Annotated in this window: 25 protein-coding genes; 17 read left to right on the forward strand and 8 right to left on the reverse strand. The window is 61.2% G+C overall.

The window, feature by feature from the left end:
* Window positions 1-70: 70 nt before the first annotated feature.
* From ACSHXH_RS13400 to ACSHXH_RS13415, 4 genes are read right to left on the reverse strand one after another with little or no spacing between them, the layout of a single operon-like run.
* The gene (locus ACSHXH_RS13400) at window positions 71-664 is read right to left on the reverse strand and encodes an ATP-binding protein (protein WP_435672384.1); all 594 of its coding nucleotides are present in this window, start codon (window positions 662-664) and stop codon (window positions 71-73) included.
* Window positions 664-1,428 (reverse strand): hypothetical protein, encoded by a 765-nt coding sequence (locus ACSHXH_RS13405; protein ID WP_435672312.1) that lies wholly within the window; start codon window positions 1,426-1,428, stop codon window positions 664-666. Before ACSHXH_RS13405 ends, ACSHXH_RS13400 begins: the two co-directional genes overlap by 1 nt.
* Window positions 1,425-2,084 carry a response regulator transcription factor gene (locus tag ACSHXH_RS13410; RefSeq protein WP_435672313.1) on the reverse strand — a complete coding sequence of 220 codons (660 nt, stop codon included), beginning with the start codon at window positions 2,082-2,084 and terminating at the stop codon, window positions 1,425-1,427. Before ACSHXH_RS13410 ends, ACSHXH_RS13405 begins: the two co-directional genes overlap by 4 nt.
* The gene (locus ACSHXH_RS13415) at window positions 2,084-2,377 is read right to left on the reverse strand and encodes a PepSY domain-containing protein (RefSeq protein WP_435672314.1); all 294 of its coding nucleotides are present in this window, start codon (window positions 2,375-2,377) and stop codon (window positions 2,084-2,086) included. Before ACSHXH_RS13415 ends, ACSHXH_RS13410 begins: the two co-directional genes overlap by 1 nt.
* A gap of 129 nt (window positions 2,378-2,506) precedes the next feature.
* Between ACSHXH_RS13415 and ACSHXH_RS13420 the strand changes: the two genes are divergently transcribed.
* Window positions 2,507-2,842 (forward strand): PepSY domain-containing protein, encoded by a 336-nt coding sequence (locus tag ACSHXH_RS13420; RefSeq protein WP_435672315.1) that lies wholly within the window; start codon window positions 2,507-2,509, stop codon window positions 2,840-2,842.
* 119 nt (window positions 2,843-2,961) lie between these two features.
* On the opposite strand, the gene ACSHXH_RS13425 is transcribed toward ACSHXH_RS13420, so the two are convergent.
* The gene (locus ACSHXH_RS13425; RefSeq protein WP_435672316.1) at window positions 2,962-3,261 is read right to left on the reverse strand and encodes a hypothetical protein; all 300 of its coding nucleotides are present in this window, start codon (window positions 3,259-3,261) and stop codon (window positions 2,962-2,964) included.
* A 221-nt stretch (window positions 3,262-3,482) separates the two neighbouring features.
* On the opposite strand from ACSHXH_RS13425, the gene phnC reads away from it, so the two are divergent.
* The 5 genes from phnC to ACSHXH_RS13450 all read left to right on the forward strand — a co-directional run bounded on the left by phnC (window position 3,483) and on the right by ACSHXH_RS13450 (window position 8,197).
* On the forward strand, window positions 3,483-4,292 hold the full coding sequence (gene phnC, locus ACSHXH_RS13430) for a phosphonate ABC transporter ATP-binding protein (protein WP_435672385.1): 810 nt from the start codon (window positions 3,483-3,485) through the stop codon (window positions 4,290-4,292).
* Between the two features lie 59 nt (window positions 4,293-4,351).
* Complete coding sequence (gene phnD, locus ACSHXH_RS13435) at window positions 4,352-5,260, forward strand: phosphonate ABC transporter substrate-binding protein (RefSeq protein ID WP_435672317.1); 909 nt, start codon at window positions 4,352-4,354, stop codon at window positions 5,258-5,260.
* A 106-nt stretch (window positions 5,261-5,366) separates the two neighbouring features.
* Window positions 5,367-6,242, forward strand: coding sequence for a phosphonate ABC transporter, permease protein PhnE (phnE, locus tag ACSHXH_RS13440; RefSeq protein WP_435672318.1), 876 nt, complete (start codon window positions 5,367-5,369; stop codon window positions 6,240-6,242).
* Between the two features lies 1 nt (window position 6,243).
* The gene (gene phnE, locus ACSHXH_RS13445; protein ID WP_435672319.1) at window positions 6,244-7,578 is read left to right on the forward strand and encodes a phosphonate ABC transporter, permease protein PhnE; all 1,335 of its coding nucleotides are present in this window, start codon (window positions 6,244-6,246) and stop codon (window positions 7,576-7,578) included.
* A 1-nt stretch (window position 7,579) separates the two neighbouring features.
* The gene (locus ACSHXH_RS13450; RefSeq protein ID WP_435672320.1) at window positions 7,580-8,197 is read left to right on the forward strand and encodes a chloramphenicol acetyltransferase; all 618 of its coding nucleotides are present in this window, start codon (window positions 7,580-7,582) and stop codon (window positions 8,195-8,197) included.
* On the opposite strand, the gene phnF is transcribed toward ACSHXH_RS13450, so the two are convergent.
* Complete coding sequence (phnF, locus tag ACSHXH_RS13455) at window positions 8,194-8,925, reverse strand: phosphonate metabolism transcriptional regulator PhnF (protein ID WP_435672321.1); 732 nt, start codon at window positions 8,923-8,925, stop codon at window positions 8,194-8,196. The genes ACSHXH_RS13450 and phnF overlap by 4 nt on opposite strands.
* A gap of 81 nt (window positions 8,926-9,006) precedes the next feature.
* Between phnF and phnG the strand changes: the two genes are divergently transcribed.
* Genes phnG through ACSHXH_RS13475 form a run of 4 tightly spaced genes read left to right on the forward strand, consistent with a single transcriptional unit; the run spans window position 9,007 to window position 11,714 of the window.
* Window positions 9,007-9,462, forward strand: coding sequence for a phosphonate C-P lyase system protein PhnG (gene phnG / locus ACSHXH_RS13460; protein ID WP_435672322.1), 456 nt, complete (start codon window positions 9,007-9,009; stop codon window positions 9,460-9,462).
* Window positions 9,462-10,025, forward strand: a complete 564-nt coding sequence (gene phnH, locus ACSHXH_RS13465; RefSeq protein ID WP_435672323.1) for a phosphonate C-P lyase system protein PhnH — start codon at window positions 9,462-9,464, stop codon at window positions 10,023-10,025. Before phnG ends, phnH begins: the two co-directional genes overlap by 1 nt.
* A gap of 1 nt (window position 10,026) precedes the next feature.
* On the forward strand, window positions 10,027-11,115 hold the full coding sequence (locus tag ACSHXH_RS13470) for a carbon-phosphorus lyase complex subunit PhnI (protein ID WP_435672324.1): 1,089 nt from the start codon (window positions 10,027-10,029) through the stop codon (window positions 11,113-11,115).
* Complete coding sequence (locus tag ACSHXH_RS13475) at window positions 11,112-11,714, forward strand: HAD family hydrolase (RefSeq protein ID WP_435672325.1); 603 nt, start codon at window positions 11,112-11,114, stop codon at window positions 11,712-11,714. Before ACSHXH_RS13470 ends, ACSHXH_RS13475 begins: the two co-directional genes overlap by 4 nt.
* A 35-nt stretch (window positions 11,715-11,749) precedes the next feature.
* On the opposite strand, the gene ACSHXH_RS13480 is transcribed toward ACSHXH_RS13475, so the two are convergent.
* Window positions 11,750-11,941: a hypothetical protein gene (locus tag ACSHXH_RS13480; protein ID WP_435672326.1), complete on the reverse strand. Its 192-nt coding sequence runs from the start codon at window positions 11,939-11,941 to the stop codon at window positions 11,750-11,752.
* 77 nt (window positions 11,942-12,018) lie between these two features.
* Between ACSHXH_RS13480 and ACSHXH_RS13485 the strand changes: the two genes are divergently transcribed.
* Genes ACSHXH_RS13485 through phnN form a run of 4 tightly spaced genes read left to right on the forward strand, consistent with a single transcriptional unit; the run spans window position 12,019 to window position 14,876 of the window.
* On the forward strand, window positions 12,019-12,879 hold the full coding sequence (locus ACSHXH_RS13485; RefSeq protein WP_435672327.1) for an alpha-D-ribose 1-methylphosphonate 5-phosphate C-P-lyase PhnJ: 861 nt from the start codon (window positions 12,019-12,021) through the stop codon (window positions 12,877-12,879).
* A complete protein-coding gene (phnK, locus tag ACSHXH_RS13490) occupies window positions 12,876-13,646 on the forward strand; it encodes a phosphonate C-P lyase system protein PhnK (RefSeq protein WP_435672328.1) in 771 nt (256 codons plus the stop codon). Before ACSHXH_RS13485 ends, phnK begins: the two co-directional genes overlap by 4 nt.
* A 4-nt stretch (window positions 13,647-13,650) precedes the next feature.
* Entirely contained in the window at window positions 13,651-14,334 is a 684-nt protein-coding gene (gene phnL / locus ACSHXH_RS13495) for a phosphonate C-P lyase system protein PhnL (protein ID WP_435672329.1), read from the forward strand.
* On the forward strand, window positions 14,331-14,876 hold the full coding sequence (phnN, locus tag ACSHXH_RS13500) for a phosphonate metabolism protein/1,5-bisphosphokinase (PRPP-forming) PhnN (protein WP_435672330.1): 546 nt from the start codon (window positions 14,331-14,333) through the stop codon (window positions 14,874-14,876). Before phnL ends, phnN begins: the two co-directional genes overlap by 4 nt.
* On the opposite strand, the gene ACSHXH_RS13505 is transcribed toward phnN, so the two are convergent.
* Entirely contained in the window at window positions 14,858-15,529 is a 672-nt protein-coding gene (locus ACSHXH_RS13505) for a DUF1045 domain-containing protein (protein WP_435672331.1), read from the reverse strand. The two genes, phnN and ACSHXH_RS13505, sit on opposite strands and share 19 nt — an antisense overlap.
* Window positions 15,530-15,578: 49 nt before the next feature.
* On the opposite strand from ACSHXH_RS13505, the gene ACSHXH_RS13510 reads away from it, so the two are divergent.
* The 3 genes from ACSHXH_RS13510 (at window position 15,579) to ACSHXH_RS13520 (ending at window position 18,340) form a co-directional block, all read left to right on the forward strand.
* Complete coding sequence (locus tag ACSHXH_RS13510) at window positions 15,579-16,721, forward strand: alpha-D-ribose 1-methylphosphonate 5-triphosphate diphosphatase (protein ID WP_435672386.1); 1,143 nt, start codon at window positions 15,579-15,581, stop codon at window positions 16,719-16,721.
* An 87-nt stretch (window positions 16,722-16,808) separates the two neighbouring features.
* Window positions 16,809-17,117, forward strand: a complete 309-nt coding sequence (locus tag ACSHXH_RS13515; RefSeq protein ID WP_435672332.1) for a hypothetical protein — start codon at window positions 16,809-16,811, stop codon at window positions 17,115-17,117.
* Window positions 17,114-18,340: an MFS transporter gene (locus ACSHXH_RS13520; RefSeq protein ID WP_435672333.1), complete on the forward strand. Its 1,227-nt coding sequence runs from the start codon at window positions 17,114-17,116 to the stop codon at window positions 18,338-18,340. Before ACSHXH_RS13515 ends, ACSHXH_RS13520 begins: the two co-directional genes overlap by 4 nt.
* The last annotated feature ends 160 nt before the right edge of the window (window positions 18,341-18,500 follow it).

The following is an 18,500-nucleotide window of genomic DNA, read 5'->3' on the forward strand; positions in this document are numbered from 1 at the left end:
GATTTCTATGTCATGTTTTGAAACACGGCCCAGCGCGCTGAGGCTTGCCATTTCTTGTGGCGCAGTCAGTTCAGCTGCGATGGAAGCCGTCTTTGTGGCGGCGGGCCATCGGGAGGACAAGCGTGGCCGCGAACCCGGCATCGGTGTCGGCCAGCGTCAGCGCACCACCGGCTGCTTGTGCAATTTCAGACGCAATAGACAGGCCAAGCCCGGTGCCAGAGACATCTGCCCGCGCGTGGCGACCGATCAGCGCCGCGCGTTTTTCTGGGGGAATACCGGGGCCGTCATCTGTCACACTCAGGTAGAGATGAGGGTCTTGTTTTTGTGCCGTCAGGGCCACGCGGGACCTTGCATAGCGGGTCGCGTTTTCAGCCAAGGCCCCAAGCGCCTCGGCCAGATCAGATGGGTCCAGTGCCACGGCAAAACCGGGAGGGATGCTTTGCTGCCACCCAAGCCGCGCGCCATCAGGGGTGCGCCGCAGCACGGCAATCACTTGCTCGGCCACCTGAGCCAAGTCTGCATGGGCGGCGTCTGTCCGCGCCGCTGCACTGCGGGCGCGGGCCAGTTCGCGGTCCACCGTGCGCCGCATGGCAAGGGCGGTGTCCTCAATTGCTTCGGCCTCTGCCACGCCTCCTGAAGCGCGCAAACGGCTGGCTTCGCCCATCAGGGCTTGCAGCGGGGTCTTGAGGCCATGCGCCAGGTCGGCAGCACGGGTCCGCGCGCGCGCGACCTCAATTTCGCGGGCCGAGAGCAGAGCGTCGATCTCGGAGGCGACGGGTTGCAATTCAACCGGCCAATCAGTGCCCATGCGCTCAGCCTGTCCAGCGCGCAGCGCAGCCACGCGATCCCCAATCCGCGAAGGGGGCGCAGGCCGACAAACAGTTGCGCCCAGCCCGCTCCTGTCAGTACCAACGCGAGCAACCCAAGATAGGGCGCAAGATCAACCATAAAATCGCGCTGCGCTTGCACCAACTCTGCGGCGGCCATCCCGACAGCGGCCCGGGCGGACTCTCCGCCCAGACGTGCGGGCAACATAACCGAGCGTTCCAGAACCAAAAGCGCATCGCCCTGTGGCCCGGCAAGGTGATGCACGTGCACACCGCCATCGCCCAGCGTATCTGCTGGCAGGGCAAGCGCCGTATCCCAAAGCGACCGGGACCGTTCGATCCCGCCACCCCATTCGATCTGCCAATAAAGCCCACCGTATGGCGTGGCAAAGCGTGGATCGGCCAAAGGGCGTTGTAGGGTCAGCCCGTCTGCGCCGACGTCCAGTCCGGCCAAGACCTGATCAAGCTGCACGCCCAGTTCAGCCACCGCGCGGCGTTCGACATGCGCGCCGAACAACTGCGACAGGCCAATCGCGGTGATCACCAGTGCGACAAGGATCGCCATGGCCCCCGCCAGCGCCAGTCGCAGACGCAAGCTCATGCCGTCTCCAGAAAGTAACCGAACCCGCGTCGCGTGCCGATCACCCCTGCCCCAAGCTTGCGGCGCAGACGGGCGATCACGGCCTCCAGCGCGTTGGCCTCGCGGGCATCATCGTCCCCGTAAAGATGTTCAAGTAATTCGGTCGGTGGGACAGGCCAGTCCCGATGTTGCATCAGGTAGGCCAAAAGCCGGTATTCCAGTGCCGTGACCTGAACCGGCACGCCGCGTAGGGTCACTCCCATCCGGTTGGTATCGAGCGCAAGATCACCTGCCTCTTGGAGCGCGGCGGCGTGCCCCCCCGAGCGCCGAACCAAGGCGCGCGCGCGGGCAACCAGTTCTTCCATCCGAAAGGGTTTGGGCAGGTAGTCATCGGCCCCCGCTTCGATCCCTTCGACCCGTTCCTGCCATGTGCCACGCGCGGTCAGCACGAGCACCGGCATCCTGCGCCCATTGGCACGCCACCGTTTGAGCACCGCCAAGCCATCCAGACCGGGAAGGCCAAGATCCAGAACCACCAGGTCATAATCCTCGGTGTCGCCCAGAAACCACGCATCTTCGCCATCGGCAGTGCGTTCTACCCGGAAACCCGCACCGGCAAGGGCCGCTTCGAGGTCAGATGCAATGCGGGGATCGTCCTCGACGGCAAGCGCGCGCATCATTCGTCCTCGTGTTCGATCTCAAGGATCACGCCGGTCGCGGCGTTGATCTCGATCTCGTACAGCTGACCATTCGTGCCCACCAGCTCAAGCTCGTAGATCCAAATCCCGTCATCTCGATCAAGCTCGACCTCGATCACCCGCCCCGGACGCGCGGTTTGCGCTGCTTGCAAGATATCAGACAGCGGCAGGATCTCTCCGGCCTCCAGCGCATAGCGGGCGCGGTCATGCGCGCTGTCCTTCGCCCAGGCAGGCGCAGCAAGACAGATGAGGAAAAGCGCAAGGGGTTTCATACCGTCAGTCTCTATCGGCAGGAACCTGACAGCAAGCTGACAAACGCCATCAGCTCCGTGTCAGGCGAGTCGGCGCACAACGGTGTCATCGCAGCCATGAGGGCTGCTGGCACATGAAGGACCACCCGAATGAAACGCACCATCCTGTTCACAACATCGCTTGCAACCGCTGTTGGCCTCTTTGCCCTTGGCGCACAGGCACAAGACCAAAGCACACCGGCGCAAACACAAGCCGACCAGCGAATGAGCATCGCGCAGATTGCCGGGATGCTGGAAGGGCAAGGCTACACGGTTCGGGAAATCGAACTTGAGCGGGGCCGCTATGAAGTTGAAATGACTGACGCCAATGGCATGCGGGTCGAAGCCTATCTGAACCCGGTGACCGGCGCAGTCCTGCCCTACCGCGACGATGACAGTACGCGTGGATACGCGCGGGACAATGATCGGTATGATGATGACGATTGACGGTCGGTTGCTCTGACACACCATCGATGCGGGTTCGGGATGCCGAGCCCGCATTTTTCGATGCGCCACGCGCGTAAACGAGACAGGGCTGTGCTTGCTCGGATTATCGCAGGCTGTTTTCAGGCGGGATCATGCAGTGATCCGACCATTTCCCAATGTTCGCCCATCGCAACAATACATGATGTTCCGTTTGCGTAGCTTTGAACCAGCGTCCAGTCTCCGCTGGACGGCGAAATCCAGACTTCCAAAAGCGCATCGGGCCCGCGCATGCCACCGCCAAGTTTTTGCGCACCATGGATGGTCAAAAGCTGCCTTTCCAGACGCGCGCTGTCATCGCAGAACACATCCGCGATCGTCGCCGATCCAGCCTGCGGGACCAACCCCGCTGCACATAAGGTAAAAGCCAAAGTAGAACGCATGATCCAACCGTAACTGCAGAATTACGAGTGTAACAGTTTCATGACGTCTTGTGGATAATTTTAGGTAAAAGGCCGTGGCGCTGCGGCCATAGCATTGCGCGTACGACCCCAGCGCCACGGCCTTTTACAAAACCGTTTCTTTTTCTTCGCAAACCCGAGTCAAAACTGTCGTGATGGCGTCGCAGTCAGCCCGTATCCGCCCCTCAGCACAGGGGGATACAATGCTCGAACTCAAGGCACTGACCAAACGGTTTGGCGACAAGATCGCTGTTGATTCAGCGACATTTCACGTCGACAAGCCCATGATGATCGGCATCATCGGGCGATCAGGTGCAGGCAAGTCAACGCTGTTGCGCATGCTCAACCGGCTAAGCGATGCCAGCGATGGGCACATTCTGTTTGACGGGGCCGAGATCACGACCCTCAAGGGAGCGGCCCGACGCCAATGGCAGTCGCGCTGCGCGATGATCTTCCAACAGTTCAACCTCGTGCCGCGCATGGATGTGGTTTCAAACGTGCTGCATGGCACATTGAACCGCCGGTCCACGCTTGCGACCATGTTCAACCTCTATCCACAGGACGACATCCACAAGGCGATCGAGATCCTCGACCGTTTGGGTATCGCAGAACAAGCGCCAAAGCGCGCCGAGGCGCTTTCAGGCGGACAGCAGCAGCGCGTGGCGATTGCGCGGGCGTTGATGCAGGATCCCAGTATTATCCTTGCCGACGAACCGATTGCGTCGCTTGATCCGATGAATGCCCAGATCGTGATGGATGCGCTGCGCCGTATTCACGAAGAAGACGGGCGGATGGTCATTGCAAACCTGCACACGCTGGACACGGCACGGCGCTATTGCGACCGGGTGATCGGCATGCGTGACGGGCGCATCGTGTTCGACGGGCGGCCCGATCAACTGACAACGGGTGTCGCCCGCGACATCTATGGCGCGGGGGCCGATTTCTCGGAAGCCGCAACCTCGACTGCCATCGAAACACTGGACAGGGCCACCGCAGAGCCTGTTCCGGCCTGAGCCAGTTTCCACCCCGCCCCGGCGGGACCAATCCCGTATCGTATCCTATGGAGAGACAGATGAAAAAGACCATCGCACTTGCCCTTGCCGCATCCACAGCCCTCAGCACCGGGGCGTTCGCCCAAGAGATCAGCGAATTCCGCATCGGCCTTCTGGGCGGCGAGAACGCTCAGGACCGTTTGAACAACAACGAATGCCTGCGCGCCTATACCGAAGAGCTGCTTGGCGTCCCGACCCGCCTGTTCGCCCCTGCCGACTATAACGGCGTGATCCAGGGCCTGCTGGGTGGTTCGCTTGACATGGCATGGCTGGGCGCATCCTCTTATGCCGCGATCTATCTTGAAGACGCCGACGCAGTCGAGCCTGTTTTGGTGAAAACCAACCTCGATGGATCGTTCTCGTATCATTCCATCGGCTTTGCCCGCGCTGACAGCGGTATAACGTCGCTTGAAGACATGCAGGGCAAGGTGTTTGGCTTTGGCGATCCGAACTCCACCTCGGGTTACCTGATCCCGTCCGTCGAAATCCCGCAGGCGACCGGCGCAACCATGGAAGCTGGCGACTACTTTGGCGATGTGACCTTTACCGGTGGTCACGAGCAGACCATCGTTGCCGTGTTCAACGGCGACATCGACGGTGGCGTGACCTGGGCTGACGGCCTGGGCAATTGGGAAGACGGCTACAATTCCGGCGCCCTGCGTCGTGCCGTGGATGCGGGCCTCGTCGACATGAACGAGCTTGTCGAAATCTGGAAGTCCAAGCCGATCCCGGAAGGCCCGGTGGTTCTGCGCAAGGCGATGCCGGACGACGTCAAAGCCAAGATGGTCGACATGGTGTCCAAGCTGCACGAGACCGACGAAACCTGCGCTTACGGTGTCGCGGCTGGTGAAACCGCTGGCTTTGCGCCGATCGGCCACGACGCATACGAAACCATCATCGCGGTCCGTCAGGCGCAGGTCAACAACTGAGCCTAGACACAGATGACCGGACCGGGTGATAGCACACGGTCCGGTCAAACCTGCCCGCCTCCGGTCTAACTTGGGGGCGGGTAAACGCGCCAGAAAAGGCTCCTGCATGACCGACGCCATTCTTCAAAACCCACAATCTGCTGTGGGCGACATCCAGTCCCATTACATGGTTCTGACACGCCAGAAGCGCTTGTATAGCGGTATTGCCATCGCCGTGTTCATCCTGCTGATGGTTTCAGGCTTTTACGTCGCCGACGCGCGCAATGCGGGCGGGTTCTGGGACGGATGGCATCAAATGTTGGATTTTCCGGCCGGTGTGCTGTCAGAGGCATGGGAAAAACGCGCCAATCTACCGGGCTTGATGGTCAAGTATCTTCCAGCGCTTATCGAGACACTCAACATCGCCGCCGTCGCCACCCTGATTGGTGTCTTGGCCGGGTTGGCGCTGTCGCTGATGTCCACACGCGGCCTTGCAAAATGGCCTTTGCTCATCCCGGTGTTCCGGCGCCTGTCTGACGTGCTGCGCGCTGTCCCCGAGATCGTGATCGCGCTGGTGCTTATCTTCATGATGGGCGGCGGACCGGTGCCTGCAATGATCGCTATTGCCCTGCATACTGCCGGAGCAATGGGCAAGCTCTATTCCGAGGTCAACGAGAACGCAGACCTCAAACCAATCGAAGGCTTGGCCTCGGTGGGCGCGAACTGGATGCAGCGCATGACACTGGGCGTGGTACCGCAGGTCGCACCGAATTACCTGTCCTATGCGCTGCTGCGGCTTGAGGTCAACATTCGCGCCTCGGCCATCCTTGGCTTCGTGGGTGCGGGCGGAATCGGCTACGAGCTGCGCAACTCGATGACGTGGGGCCAAGGCCGGTTTGACGAAGCGGCAGCAATCTTCATCCTGCTCTTTGCGACCATTGTGGTGGTTGATCAGGTCTCGTCCCATTTTCGCAATCGCTTGATCGGCACCGGAGGCCACTGACATGAGCACTGCAACCGCTGCCCTGCCCCTCTCCACACTCAAAGATGAGGCCGACCGAATCTTTGCGCGCAAACGGCTTAAGAATTTCAGCATCCCCGGAGCAATCCTTGTTTATCTGGTTTATGTGTTCTTCGCCTTTGACGTACCGGGCCTTGCAGACCGGGTACGGCTCGATAATGCGGCGACGCTGGTATCGGACAGCTACAGCTACAAAACACAGGTCACCCGTGACAACCGATCGGATAAGATCACCGTCGCCAAGGAAGGCGAACGCAAAGGGGCCTATCCCGACGGCACAACGCCCGATTGGGTCGAAATGACCAGTGGCGGGGCCGTGATCGATCTGCCCGACGGACACCGGGTTCTTTTTGGCCCGGACAACAGTGCCGTCTACCTGCATCCCACCTTCGGCGAAATCACCGCACAAGTGACGGCTGCGGATGGCGTGACACTGTCGCTGCCCCAAGCCGATCTGCCCGAATGGATCAGCTATTCCAAGGCGCGGCTGGATATCCGCACCGAAGCAGGCCGCGTGACGATGACACGGTCAAAGACCGAAGTGTTCCGCTATTTCTTTGGTTGGGAGCTGTTCTGGTTCACACTCGACAGTCCCTACCACAACACATCCGCCTTCCAGATCGTGTTCGGTCCGCAACTGGATGCAACACGAGGCAATATCGAAGGGGCGGTTCAGGATTTCTGGAACAATGCCATGTGGCGTCACAAGGACGTGGTGTGGGCGCTTGGTGAAACCATCCTCATGGCTTTTCTTGGCACAATGGGCGCCGCGATGATCGCCCTGCCCTTGGCCTTTGTCGCCGCCAAGAACTTTACCCCGTTTCGGGTGGCCCGTCAGATCACGCGACGTTTGTTCGACTTCGTGCGCGGTGTGGATGCGCTGATCTGGACCATCGTGTTGTCCCGCGCATTTGGTCCCGGTCCTCTGACAGGGGCGCTGGCCATTCTGATCACCGACAGCGGCGGTTTCGGCAAGCTTTTCTCTGAAGCGCTGGAAAACGTGGACGACAAACAGATCGAAGGTGTTGCCTCGACCGGGGCCAAGCCGCTGCAACGGTATCGCTTTGGGGTGATCCCACAGATTATGCCGATCTTGCTCAGTCAGATACTCTACTTTCTTGAATCCAACACACGCTCTGCCACAATTATCGGGGCCATCACTGGTGGCGGCATCGGTCTATTGATCACCCAGGCCATCCAGACCCAGAAAGACTGGGAAGAGGTGTCCTACTACATCGTGCTTGTGATCCTGATGGTCATTGCGATGGACTGGTTTTCAGGCTGGCTGCGCGGCAAGCTGATCGGGCGCAAGGACTGATATGGCGCGCCTGATCCATGATGCACCGTTTGTTCACGAGGGGTGCACCCTGACCGACAGCAGTTTCGGGGCCTATACCGAGATCGGCATGGGCAGTCGGGTGAGCAATAGCCATATCGGCGATTACAGCTATTGCGACCGCTACGGCGACATCGCCAATGCGGATGTGGGCAAGTTCGCCAATATCGCCAGCTTTGTGCGGATTGGTGCCACGGACCATCCGCTGGGCACGGCAGCCTGCCACCACTTCCTGTATCGGTCGCAGGACTATTGGGACGATGCCCGCCCGGACGCCGAGTTCCTAAACCATCGCAAGTCCCGCCGCACGGTGATCGGCCATGATACCTGGATCGGCCACGGCGCGATGATCAAGCCCGAGGTCACACTGGGCCACGGGGCTGTGGTGGCCAGCGGGTCTGTCGTCACCAAGGACGTGGCCCCCTACACTATCGTCGCCGGCACGCCCGCCCGCCCCTTGCGCGACCGTCAACCGCCCGAGATCGCCACGCGCCTGATTGCACTGGCGTGGTGGGACTGGCCACACGACGCGCTGCGTATGGCGCTTGACGATTTCCGGTCGCTGAGTGCCGAAGCGTTTCTGGAGCGGTTCGGGGGTTAGTGCTCGAGCGTCAGTGTAACCCGGTCCCCGGCAAACCACGTGCGCCCGTATTCAACTGGCTGGCCTGCCGCGTCGACATTGACACTGGTCGCGCGCAACAACGGATCACCCTCGCGCAGATGCAGGTGCAGCGCTTGCGTGACATCGGCCAGAACAGCCGTCAGCCGCGTTGAAGCGCGCGTGTAGTCGGCTACCCCGGATCGGGCCAAGGCTTCGGTGACGCTGCTGGTCTCAGCCAGATGTTGGTCGATCCCGGCAGTCCGGTCCAACGGAAACACGCTCTCAAAGAGCGCAATCGGTGCGTCATCGGCCAGCGACAGCCCGTGGTAGACGCACACCGATGCGCCCAAATCGATCCAGAGTGCACGAGCCTCTGCGGTTGTGGCTGCGCGACATTCGACGCCAAGGATCTGCTTGTCCGGCCTGCGCCCTGCCGCAAGCAGGTTTTCGTGAAACCGGACACGTTCTCCGATGGGATACTCGGTTGGTGTGGCAGCAACAAACGCCCCAGCCCCGCGCCGGGTGCGCACCAGCCCCCCTTCCACCAGGTGCGACAGCGCATGGCGCACGGTGTGACGGTTGACCCCGAACCGGGCGGCCAGTTGGGCCTCGGTCGGCAACTTGTCTCCGGGGCTGTACCGCCCTTCGGATATGTCTGACCGGAGGGTTGTGGCGATCGCTTGCCAAACCGGCGTGCGGGACCGCGGGGGGGCTGCATTGTTACTCAAATTTCACAAATCTCCACTGTCCCAAACCAAGCAATCTGATATGATATGTCTAGTTGTATAGAAAGTGGCAAAGTTGTCGAGATGAAAGACGCAATCGATCCAAATAACGACCGCAAGGCCTTGATGGGCTTGATGGCCAAGGCCCCCGAGGGCCGCATCGCCAGTTTGCTGGATGCAGCACTGCCCCGACCGGGCTTTACATGGCTGCGCGCACCCGAAATTGGCAGCGTCATGGTGCGTGGGCGCGCAGGCGGAACTGGCGCGCCGTTCAACCTTGGCGAAATGACCGTAACACGCTGTGCGCTGACCCTGTCTGATGGCGCAGTGGGGCATGCCTATATCAAAGGCCGCAGCAAGACCGACGCCGAAGCGGCGGCGCTGGTGGATGCATTGATGCAGACCGATGCAGCTGATGATCTGCGCGCCAAGGTGCTGGGCCCGCTGGCGCAGGACCAAGACAGCCGCCGAACGCAAAGAGCGGAAAAAGCAGCCGCAACTAAGGTCGATTTTTTCACGATGGTGCGGGGGGAAGACTGATGCAGGCGCAAATGCTTGAAGGTGGGTTTGCCGATCCGGCGACCGCGTCTGCCCATGTTTTTCGCGCGATCATGGAGGCGATGGCCCGGCCCGGAACGCTTTGGTCCTTGGCCGGGGCTGCCCCCCCAGCCCCGCTGTCACCTGCTGCGGGGGCCGCGCTTTTGACGCTGTGTGACACCGAAACGCCACTTTACCTAGCCGGAGATGCCGATTGCGATGCTGTGCGCGCGTGGGTGGCATTTCACACCGGCGCACCGTTGGTGGGACCAAAGGATTGTATGTTCGCGTTGGGGACTTGGGAAGCTCTTGGCCCGTTGTCGGTCTACCCTGTTGGCACATCGGAATACCCGGACAGATCTGCGACGCTGATTGTCGAATGTTCGTATCTTCGCACAGAGGGCGCAACTCTGACCGGCCCCGGCATCCGCGACACCGCGGCACTCTCCCTTCCCGAGACACAGGCATTTCAGGACAACGCAGCACTTTTCCCGCTGGGTCTGGATTTCTTTTTCACCAGCGGCGTCCGCATCGCGGCGCTGCCACGCTCGACCAAGGTGCGCTGATATGTATGTCGCAGTCAAAGGCGGTGAACGCGCCATTCAGAACGCCCATGCCTGGATGGCCGAAGAACGGCGCGGCGACACCGCAGTGCCCGAACTGTCGGTCGCGCAAATCCGCGAACAACTGGCCCTTGCCGTAAACCGGGTGATGGCCGAAGGGTCGCTTTATGACCCCGATTTGGCGGCGCTTGCGATCAAGCAGGCGCGCGGCGATCTGATCGAAGCGATATTTCTGATCCGCGCCTACCGCACCACGCTGCCGCGGTTCGGCGCATCGCGTCCGGTGGACACGGGCATCATGGCCTGCGACCGCCGTATCTCGGCAACGTTCAAGGATTTGCCGGGCGGGCAGGTTCTTGGACCCACATTTGACTACACCCACCGGCTTTTGGATTTCAAACTGGCCGCAGAGGGCGACACCGCGATCGCGCCAAGCAAAAAGGCCGACCCCGGCCCTGTGCCGCATGTGACCGGGTTTCTGAACCGCGAGGGGCTGATCGAAGACGCGCCACATGATGATACGCCCCCGCCGGATCTGACGCGAGAGCCATTGGAAATGCCCGCTGATCGCGCCCTGCGTCTGCAAGCCCTGACCCGCGCGGATGAAGGCTTCACTCTCTCGATGGCTTATTCGACCCAACGCGGCTATGCGCGCAACCACGCGTTTGTCGGCGAGTTGCGCATTGGAACCGTTCCGGTCGAAATGGACATCCCCGAGCTAGGGTTCGCCATCGAGATCGGCGAGGTCACCCTGACCGAATGCGAAACCGTAAACCAGTTCAAAGGGTCAAAAACCGAGCCCCCACAATTCACGCGCGGCTATGGGCTGGTGTTTGGCCAGACCGAACGCAAGGCCATCTCCATGGCCTTGGTCGACCGCGCATTGCGCTGGGAAGAGCTGGGAGAGGACAATGTCGGTGCTCCGGCGCAGGACGCGGAATTCGTGCTGTATCATGCTGACAACATTCAGGCGACGGGGTTCCTCGAACATATCAAACTGCCGCATTACGTCGACTTCCAGTCCGAGCTTGAACTGGTGCGCAAGCTGCGCCGCGAGGCCGAGGTCTCGCAACATCAGGAGGCCGCAGAATGATACAAAGACACGTCGTCTTCGACATCGGTGGGGTGCTGATCGACTGGCAGCCGCACTTGGCGTGGCAAGACCAGCTTGGTTCTGTCGAGGCGGCCCATGCCTTTATCGACCGCACAGGGTTCAAAGCCCTGAACGCGCGGGCTGATGGTGGCGAGCGATTTGCCGATCTTGCGCGCGAGATCGCCGATCCAGAAGACCGCGCACGGTTCAGCGATTATGTTGCGCTTTATACCCGCACGGTTGTTGATCCGATCTCGGGCACATGGGACATTCTTGACCGGCTCAAGGCGCAAGGCACACCTGTCCATGCGATCACCAATTGGTCTGCGGAAACATGGCCCGAGGGCCTCAAGGTACATCCCCGGCTTGGCGATGTGTTCGAAACGCTGGTTGTGTCAGGCCGTGAAGGCGTGATGAAACCGGACCCGCGTATCTTTCACCTGTTGTGCGATCGTGCCGGGGTGTCCCCGCAAGACTGCATCTTTATCGATGACGGGTTGCACAATATCGACGGCGCAAGGGCAGTCGGAATGGACGGTATCCACTTCACCTCTCCCGCAGCGTTGGCCGCTGCGCTGATCGACAGAGCTGTGCTATGATCCGCCCCAACGCTGCCCCCGCGCGCGGTGCCGTTTCAGCCCTGCCGGCGTTTGAGCGGCAAATCAAAGATACCGCTTTGGTTGGACGTGTCTGCAAACCAGCCATCTGGCCCGATCACATCGCTTGGCAGCACCCGTTCAAGCCGCGGCAAGACACGGAACAGAACAGGTTCCAGCAGCAACCACGCGGCAAGGGCAAGGCCAAGTCCGGCCAGCACTTCAATCATCAACGCACCCATAAGACCCCCGGAGTTGCGACCATCGACTCTGTGACCCGGATTAACCACAGCAGTGAGACAGTCTTGTGACACCCACTTCCGACTACAACTTTGCGTATCTCGACGAACAGACCAAACGGATGATCCGACGGGCCATCCTCAAGGGGCTGGCGATCCCCGGCTATCAGGTGCCTTTTGCCAGCCGCGAAATGCCGATGCCCTATGGCTGGGGCACGGGGGGCGTTCAGGTATCTGCCGCTGTGCTGACGCCCGAGGACCGGTTCAAGGTCATTGACCAAGGCGCGGATGATACCACCAATGCCGTTTCGATCCGTACGTTTTTCGAACGCACGGCAGGCGTTGCCACCACCACGGCGACCACCGACGCGACCGTGATCCAGACCCGGCACCGCATCCCCGAGGTGCCGTTGTCCGAAGGCCAGATCCTTGTCTACCAGGTGCCGATCCCCGAACCGCTGCGGTTTCTGGAACCGCGCGAAAGCGAGACCCGCAAGATGCACAGCCTCGAAGAATACGGGCTGATGCATGTGAGGCTTTACGAGGATATCGCGCGCCACGGGCATATCGCCACGTCCTATGCCTACCCGGTCAAGGTCGAAGCACGATACGTTATGGATCCGTCCCCGATCCCGAAATTCGACAATCCAAAGCTGGGCGATTGCCCCGCGATCCAGCTCTTTGGTGCAGGCCGCGAACAGCGCATCTATGCGCTGCCGCCCTATACGCAGGTTGTCAGCCTCGATTTCGAAGATCACCCGTTCGAAGCGTCCAAGGCGGATCACCCTTGCGGCATGTGCGGGGCTGCGGACAGCTATCTGGACGAGGTGATCGTCGATGACGCGGGCGGACGGATGTTCGTCTGTTCGGACACCGATTACTGCGAAGGGCGGCAATTGGCCGGACATCGTGGAAAGGACGCGGCATGACCCCTCTTCTCTCTGTCCAGAACATCACCAAACGCTACGGCGCGCATATCGGCTGTGCCGACGTGACTTTCGACCTCTATCCCGGGGAAGTCATGGGCATTGTCGGGGAAAGCGGGTCGGGCAAGTCCACGTTGCTCAATTGTATGGCTGGGCATCTTGCGCCCGACGCAGGCGCGGTTGTGTTCGACACCCGCGGCCACGGACCCCGCGACACGCTCACAATGAGCGAACCCGAGCGCCGAATGCTGTCGCGCACCGATTGGGCCTTTGTCCACCAGCATGCCCGCGACGGGTTGCGGATGGGCGTCAGTGCAGGCGGCAATGTCGGCGAGCGGCTTATGGCTGTCGGCGCGCGGAACTATGGCGACATACGCGAGACTGCGGTGGATTGGCTTGGCCGGGTCGAGATTGACGCAAGCCGCGTGGACGACCGACCCACCACGTTCTCTGGCGGCATGCAGCAGCGCTTGCAGATCGCCCGCAATCTTGTCACCGACCCGCGCCTTGTGTTCATGGACGAACCCACCGGCGGGCTGGATGTCAGCGTACAGGCGCGGTTGCTTGACCTCTTGCGCGGATTGGTGCGCGACATGGGGTTGTCGGCCATCATCGTCACCCACGACCTTGCCGTGGTGCGCCTTTTGGCCGACCGCCTGATGGTGATGAAGGACGGGCATGTGGTCGAAGCGGGTTTGACCGACCAGGTGCTCGACGACCCGCAGCATGCCTATACCCAACTTCTTGTCAGCTCTGTTTTGCAGGTGTGAGACCATGATCGACCTTTCCAACGTATCCAAGACCTTCACCCTGCACAATCAGGGCAGCGCGGTGATCGAAGTGCTGAACGATGTCAGCTTGCATGTCGCCGCTGGCGAATGTGTGGCGCTGACCGGCGCGTCGGGTGCCGGAAAATCAACGCTGATGCGCATGATCTACGGCAATTACCGCGCGCAATCCGGGGCGATCCGGGTCGGCGGCGTGGACCTTGTGCAATCCGAACCCCGCCAGATCATTCAGATCCGCCGCGAGGTGCTGGGATATGTCAGTCAATTCCTGCGGGTCGTGCCACGCGTGCCGACACTCGACGTGGTGGCTGACCCTTTGCGCGCTGTTGGCGTCAACGGCGACGCGGCGCGCGCGCGGGCGTCAGAGCTTTTGGCGCGGCTCAACATCCCCGAGCGGCTTTGGTCTTTGTCCCCCACCACGTTCTCGGGCGGCGAACAGCAACGCGTGAACATCGCACGCGGATTTGCCCACCCTTACCCTGCAATGCTGCTGGATGAACCAACAGCCAGCCTAGACGCAGTAAACCGCGACGTTGTGCTGTCCCTGATCGAAGAGGCCAAGGCGCGCGGGGCGGCGATCATCGGTATCTTCCATGACGAGGCAGCACGCGCCCGTGTATGCACCCGCGAAATCGATGTCAGCCACTTTACCCCGGCACGCGCGGCATGACGGGGGGCCGCCTTATCGCAGTGGTTGGGCCGTCCGGCGTTGGCAAGGACAGCGTGATGGACGGCATGATCGCCGCACGCCCGGATATGCGCCTTGTGCGCCGCACTATCACCCGCGCGCCCGGATTGGGCGGCGAGGATTACACCGCCGTGACGCAAGACGCTTTCGACGCCGCCGCACAGAAGCGTGCGTTCTGTGTGTATTGGTCGGCGCATGGACTGTCATATGGCATCCCGGCGGATGTCCTTACAGACGTGAAAGGCGGCAAAGACTGCCTTGCCAACTTCTCGCGCAGCGCGTTGATACAGGCCAGATCACTTTTCCCAGACCTCATTGTCCTCAACATCACCGCCTCACCCGCCACGCTGGCCCACCGACTTGCCGGACGCGGCCGCGAAACCGAGGCCGAGATCGCCGCCCGCCTGGCGCAGGCGGATAAGGCGCTGCCCTCAGGCCTGAACGTCGTGACCGTCACCAATGACGGCGCTCTCGAAGACACCGTCACGCAGGCACTTGCCGCGCTTCAGCCCGTGAGGGCGTAACGGTGGATCAGTTCAAACCGTCCATCTGGCCGTTCTCCAACCAATGCGACCGCATCCAGAGCAAAGGGCGCTGGAAGGGACGGCATGTGCGCTTGCACGGTTTGGAGCCAGTGGTCAGTGTCTTCGACAAGCACGCGCCCTGTCAGCGTCAGATGAAACCGGAATTCGTCCATCACATACGGATATCCCCAACGAAGCAACAGCGCGTCCTGCTTCGCAGACAGGCGCGATTTGCGGCGGCGGGCCAGCTCGGCCATGTCTGGCGGGGCGCGGAAGACGTCCAACGTCTCGACGCACGTTGCGGCAACCCGCGAAATGCCGGACGTGTCGCCCACAGGGGTCAGCGCAAGAAAGCGCCCCAGCGCGGTCAGCGCGAGCCCCTCGCTCTGAGCGGGCGCACAGCGCTGCGCCATGTCCGCCACGGCGGTGTTCAGACTGTCGAGGGTACTGCCCTCTGCCAAACGGAAGGGCGGTTTCAACGTCCCGTGAAATCCATATTTTCGCGGTGTCATCGTCACGTCATCAAGACCGGGCACATCAGGCTGACGGGAAGGCCGAGCAGCCGACAGATCCCATCCCAGCCACGTGGCCCCGAAATCGGCCAAAGCCCCTTCGGCGGGCACGTAATAGATCGCAAAACGAGTGAATGACATGAACTCTCCTTTCATTTCGACCCATTTGGCAGAGGCACATGACGGTTCCATGTCAGAGGTGCTGCATCTTGCCAATGCCCGCCTTGTCCTGTCCGACCGCGTCATGACTGGCCATATCATGATCATCGACGGTCGGATTGTCGCCATTGTCGAAGGTGACCGGGTGCCCAGCGGCGCGGTGGACTGCAAGGGTGACTATGTCATGCCCGGTCTGGTGGAACTGCATACCGACAATCTGGAGCGGCATATCGAACCGCGCCCAAAGGTGGATTGGCCGCATCTTCCGGCGTTGCTGGCCCATGATGCAGAGCTGGCATCTACGGGCATCACCACGGTGTTTGACGCGCTGCGCGTGGGGTCGATCCACAGTGCAAAATCTGGTTATGGCGAATACGCCCGTAAACTGGCTGATGAATTGCTGGACGCCCGCGCGGCAGGGCATTTCAAGATCAGCCATTTCCTGCACCTGCGGGCCGAGATCTGCTCGGAGACATTGCTTGAGGAAATGGCTGCGTTTGGCCCCAAGGATCGGGTTGGCATTGTCAGCTTGATGGACCACACGCCCGGACAGCGACAGTTCCGCGATTTGACGGCGCTCAAGAATTACGTAGCGAAAAAACGCGGTATGAACGACGCGGATTTCGTCGAGCATGTCGAAAACCTTAAGCAGTTGCAGACGAAATACGGGGCCGTTCACGAAAAAGGCGCGGTGCGTGAGGCACAGCGCTACGGGGCCGTTATTGCCAGCCACGACGACACCACAGCCGATCAGGTCGCGGCATCGGCTGCGAACGGTGTGGACTTTGCCGAATTCCCGACAACCCGCGAAGCCGCTGCCGCATGCCGCGCGCACGGGATCGCGGTAATGATGGGCGCACCCAACCTCATTCGCGGAGGGTCGCATTCCGGCAACGTGGCCGCGTGGGAACTGGCCCATGCCCAGATGCTCAACATCCTGTCATCTGACTATGTCCCGGCCGCATTGCTGATGTCCGCGTTCCAGCTGGCCGAAATTTGGGATAACCTGCCCGCAGCCATTGCCTGCGTGACCCAAACCCCGGCCAAGGCAGTCGGTTTGTCGGATCGCGGTCGGCTGGAAGAAGGGCTGCGCGGCGATGTGATCCGGGTCAGGACCGTTGGGCAGACACCATTGCTGCGCGGTGTCTGGAGCCGGGGTGCGCGTGTCGCCTGACCTTTGGCAACGTCCCATGCCCAGCCGTGCACCGGAGATCGACATTTCCCCAGCCCGATGCACGCACTGTATAACCACGAGGAACCTATGACCGCCACCACCTTCCAAGGCGCGTCCGTTTTTATACCTGACGGAATAGACGACACGACCATGACATTTGCGGACGACCATGTTGCGCTCTTTGGGCGTGCCCGGGAACGGCGCCGGGGTGTGCCCGCTGCCATCGAACAAGTCGCAGAAACGGCCAGTGCCATAAACCCGACAGATCGTGCCGACATCGCGCTGGGCAAACGCGCCGATCTTGTTTTGCTGGACTGTCCCGCCGCCCGGCCCCCGGCGGTTCAAGGCACGTGGGTGTTGGGCCGTCCAGCCGATAGCGGGTGGCCTGCCGGATGATCACCCGCGACCACCTGCCAGCCATCGGGCTTGGGATGAGCCAGGTCATCGGCTACGGCACCTTGATGTACGCGTATGCAATCCTGCTGCCGCATATGGCACAAGATCTCGGACTAAGCCTCTCTGGCGCGTTTGGCATCCTGTCGCTGGGATTGTTCTTTGGCGGCATGCTGGCCCCCGTTGCCGGAAAACTGGTCGATCGGTACGGGGGGCGCTGGGTCATGACCTTGGGGTCGGTCGTCGCGGCGCTGGCCGTCCTTTCGTTGAGCACAGTCCAGAGCACATTCGGGTTGTTCATTGCCATTCTGGTTGCCGAAGGCGCAGGCATGTTCGTTTTGTACAATGTCGCGTTTGCGTCTGTGGCGCGGCTTGATCTGGACATACCGGCGCAAAAGTCGATTTCGATCATCACCCTGTTCGGAGGTGTGGCCTCTACGATCTTCTGGCCCCTGACACTGGCGCTTTATACCGCGCTTGGCTGGCAGACCACATGGATCGTGCTCGGCATTGTGTTGCTGATATCCTGCACCCCGATCCATTTCTTTGCTTTGCGCCGCGCCGCGACATCCCCAAACCGCACACCCCGCCGCGCGCCCCCTAACTGGCCGGCACTGACCGGCCCGCAACGGCAAAGCGGCATGATCTGGATGGTGATCTCGTTCGTGTTCTCGGGATACCTGATGGGCGCGGTGATGACGCTTTGGGTGACCAATGTGCAGGATCTGGGCCACTCGGCGGCGATGGCGGCTCTGGCGGGTGCGGTGATCGGACCGTTCAAAACCGTGGGCCGGTTTCTTGAGATGCTGGTCAGCCGCAACCTCTACCCACTAATGACCTACGCGCTGAGCCTCGGGTTGATGCTGGCGGGGTTCAGCGTGTTGCTGGTGCTTGGGTTCACCTTGCCGGGGCTGATGCTGGCAGCGGCGCTTTACGGCATGGGTGACGGGATCAAAACCATCGCCCGCGGCACGCTGCCCTTGGCCCTGTTCGGACCGGACGGCTATGGCGCGCGGCTGGGCTGGATCGCATTCATCCAATTGGGTCTGAACGCCTCTGCGCCCTTTGTCTTTGCATGGATCACGCAGACATTTGGTGGCTGGTGGTCCTTTTCTGTAATGGCCGTTTGTCTTTGCTGCGCGATTGCAACCTACAGTCTGATCCCAGACCCAAGGAGACACCCGAAAGGCTCCGCTCAAGATCGGCGCATGCCTGAAGATCAATGACATCTCACAACAAAGCGCGAAAACACGATCACGGCCGCAAAGTCCGCCCTCGTCGGACATGTTTGTAGGAACTGCATCCACAGCCCGTCCAAGTGTCTTGATGTTGCCAACAAGAACGCCGAAATCCTGCGGTGCGTGAACAGTCATCTTGGTCGTCGGG

This window comes from Marivita sp. (genome assembly GCF_051251565.1).
In the GTDB taxonomy this organism is placed as follows: domain Bacteria; phylum Pseudomonadota; class Alphaproteobacteria; order Rhodobacterales; family Rhodobacteraceae; genus Marivita.

Coding starts and splice junctions, on each gene's coding strand:
- phnH (WP_435672323.1), top strand. CDS start 9,462: ATGCAGGCGCAAATGCTTGAAGGTGGGTTTGCCGATCCGGCGACCGCG.
- ACSHXH_RS13405 (WP_435672312.1), bottom strand. CDS start 1,428: ATGAGCTTGCGTCTGCGACTGGCGCTGGCGGGGGCCATGGCGATCCTT.
- phnL (WP_435672329.1), top strand. CDS start 13,651: ATGATCGACCTTTCCAACGTATCCAAGACCTTCACCCTGCACAATCAG.
- ACSHXH_RS13400 (WP_435672384.1), bottom strand. CDS start 664: ATGGGCGAAGCCAGCCGTTTGCGCGCTTCAGGAGGCGTGGCAGAGGCC.
- ACSHXH_RS13480 (WP_435672326.1), bottom strand. CDS start 11,941: ATGATTGAAGTGCTGGCCGGACTTGGCCTTGCCCTTGCCGCGTGGTTG.
- phnD (WP_435672317.1), top strand. CDS start 4,352: ATGAAAAAGACCATCGCACTTGCCCTTGCCGCATCCACAGCCCTCAGC.
- phnK (WP_435672328.1), top strand. CDS start 12,876: ATGACCCCTCTTCTCTCTGTCCAGAACATCACCAAACGCTACGGCGCG.
- phnC (WP_435672385.1), top strand. CDS start 3,483: ATGCTCGAACTCAAGGCACTGACCAAACGGTTTGGCGACAAGATCGCT.
- ACSHXH_RS13515 (WP_435672332.1), top strand. CDS start 16,809: ATGACCGCCACCACCTTCCAAGGCGCGTCCGTTTTTATACCTGACGGA.
- ACSHXH_RS13450 (WP_435672320.1), top strand. CDS start 7,580: ATGGCGCGCCTGATCCATGATGCACCGTTTGTTCACGAGGGGTGCACC.
- phnE (WP_435672318.1), top strand. CDS start 5,367: ATGACCGACGCCATTCTTCAAAACCCACAATCTGCTGTGGGCGACATC.
- ACSHXH_RS13410 (WP_435672313.1), bottom strand. CDS start 2,084: ATGCGCGCGCTTGCCGTCGAGGACGATCCCCGCATTGCATCTGACCTC.
- ACSHXH_RS13425 (WP_435672316.1), bottom strand. CDS start 3,261: ATGCGTTCTACTTTGGCTTTTACCTTATGTGCAGCGGGGTTGGTCCCG.
- ACSHXH_RS13510 (WP_435672386.1), top strand. CDS start 15,579: ATGTCAGAGGTGCTGCATCTTGCCAATGCCCGCCTTGTCCTGTCCGAC.
- ACSHXH_RS13420 (WP_435672315.1), top strand. CDS start 2,507: ATGAAACGCACCATCCTGTTCACAACATCGCTTGCAACCGCTGTTGGC.
- ACSHXH_RS13415 (WP_435672314.1), bottom strand. CDS start 2,377: ATGAAACCCCTTGCGCTTTTCCTCATCTGTCTTGCTGCGCCTGCCTGG.
- phnN (WP_435672330.1), top strand. CDS start 14,331: ATGACGGGGGGCCGCCTTATCGCAGTGGTTGGGCCGTCCGGCGTTGGC.
- ACSHXH_RS13520 (WP_435672333.1), top strand. CDS start 17,114: ATGATCACCCGCGACCACCTGCCAGCCATCGGGCTTGGGATGAGCCAG.
- phnG (WP_435672322.1), top strand. CDS start 9,007: ATGAAAGACGCAATCGATCCAAATAACGACCGCAAGGCCTTGATGGGC.
- ACSHXH_RS13475 (WP_435672325.1), top strand. CDS start 11,112: ATGATACAAAGACACGTCGTCTTCGACATCGGTGGGGTGCTGATCGAC.
- ACSHXH_RS13505 (WP_435672331.1), bottom strand. CDS start 15,529: ATGTCATTCACTCGTTTTGCGATCTATTACGTGCCCGCCGAAGGGGCT.
- ACSHXH_RS13470 (WP_435672324.1), top strand. CDS start 10,027: ATGTATGTCGCAGTCAAAGGCGGTGAACGCGCCATTCAGAACGCCCAT.
- phnE (WP_435672319.1), top strand. CDS start 6,244: ATGAGCACTGCAACCGCTGCCCTGCCCCTCTCCACACTCAAAGATGAG.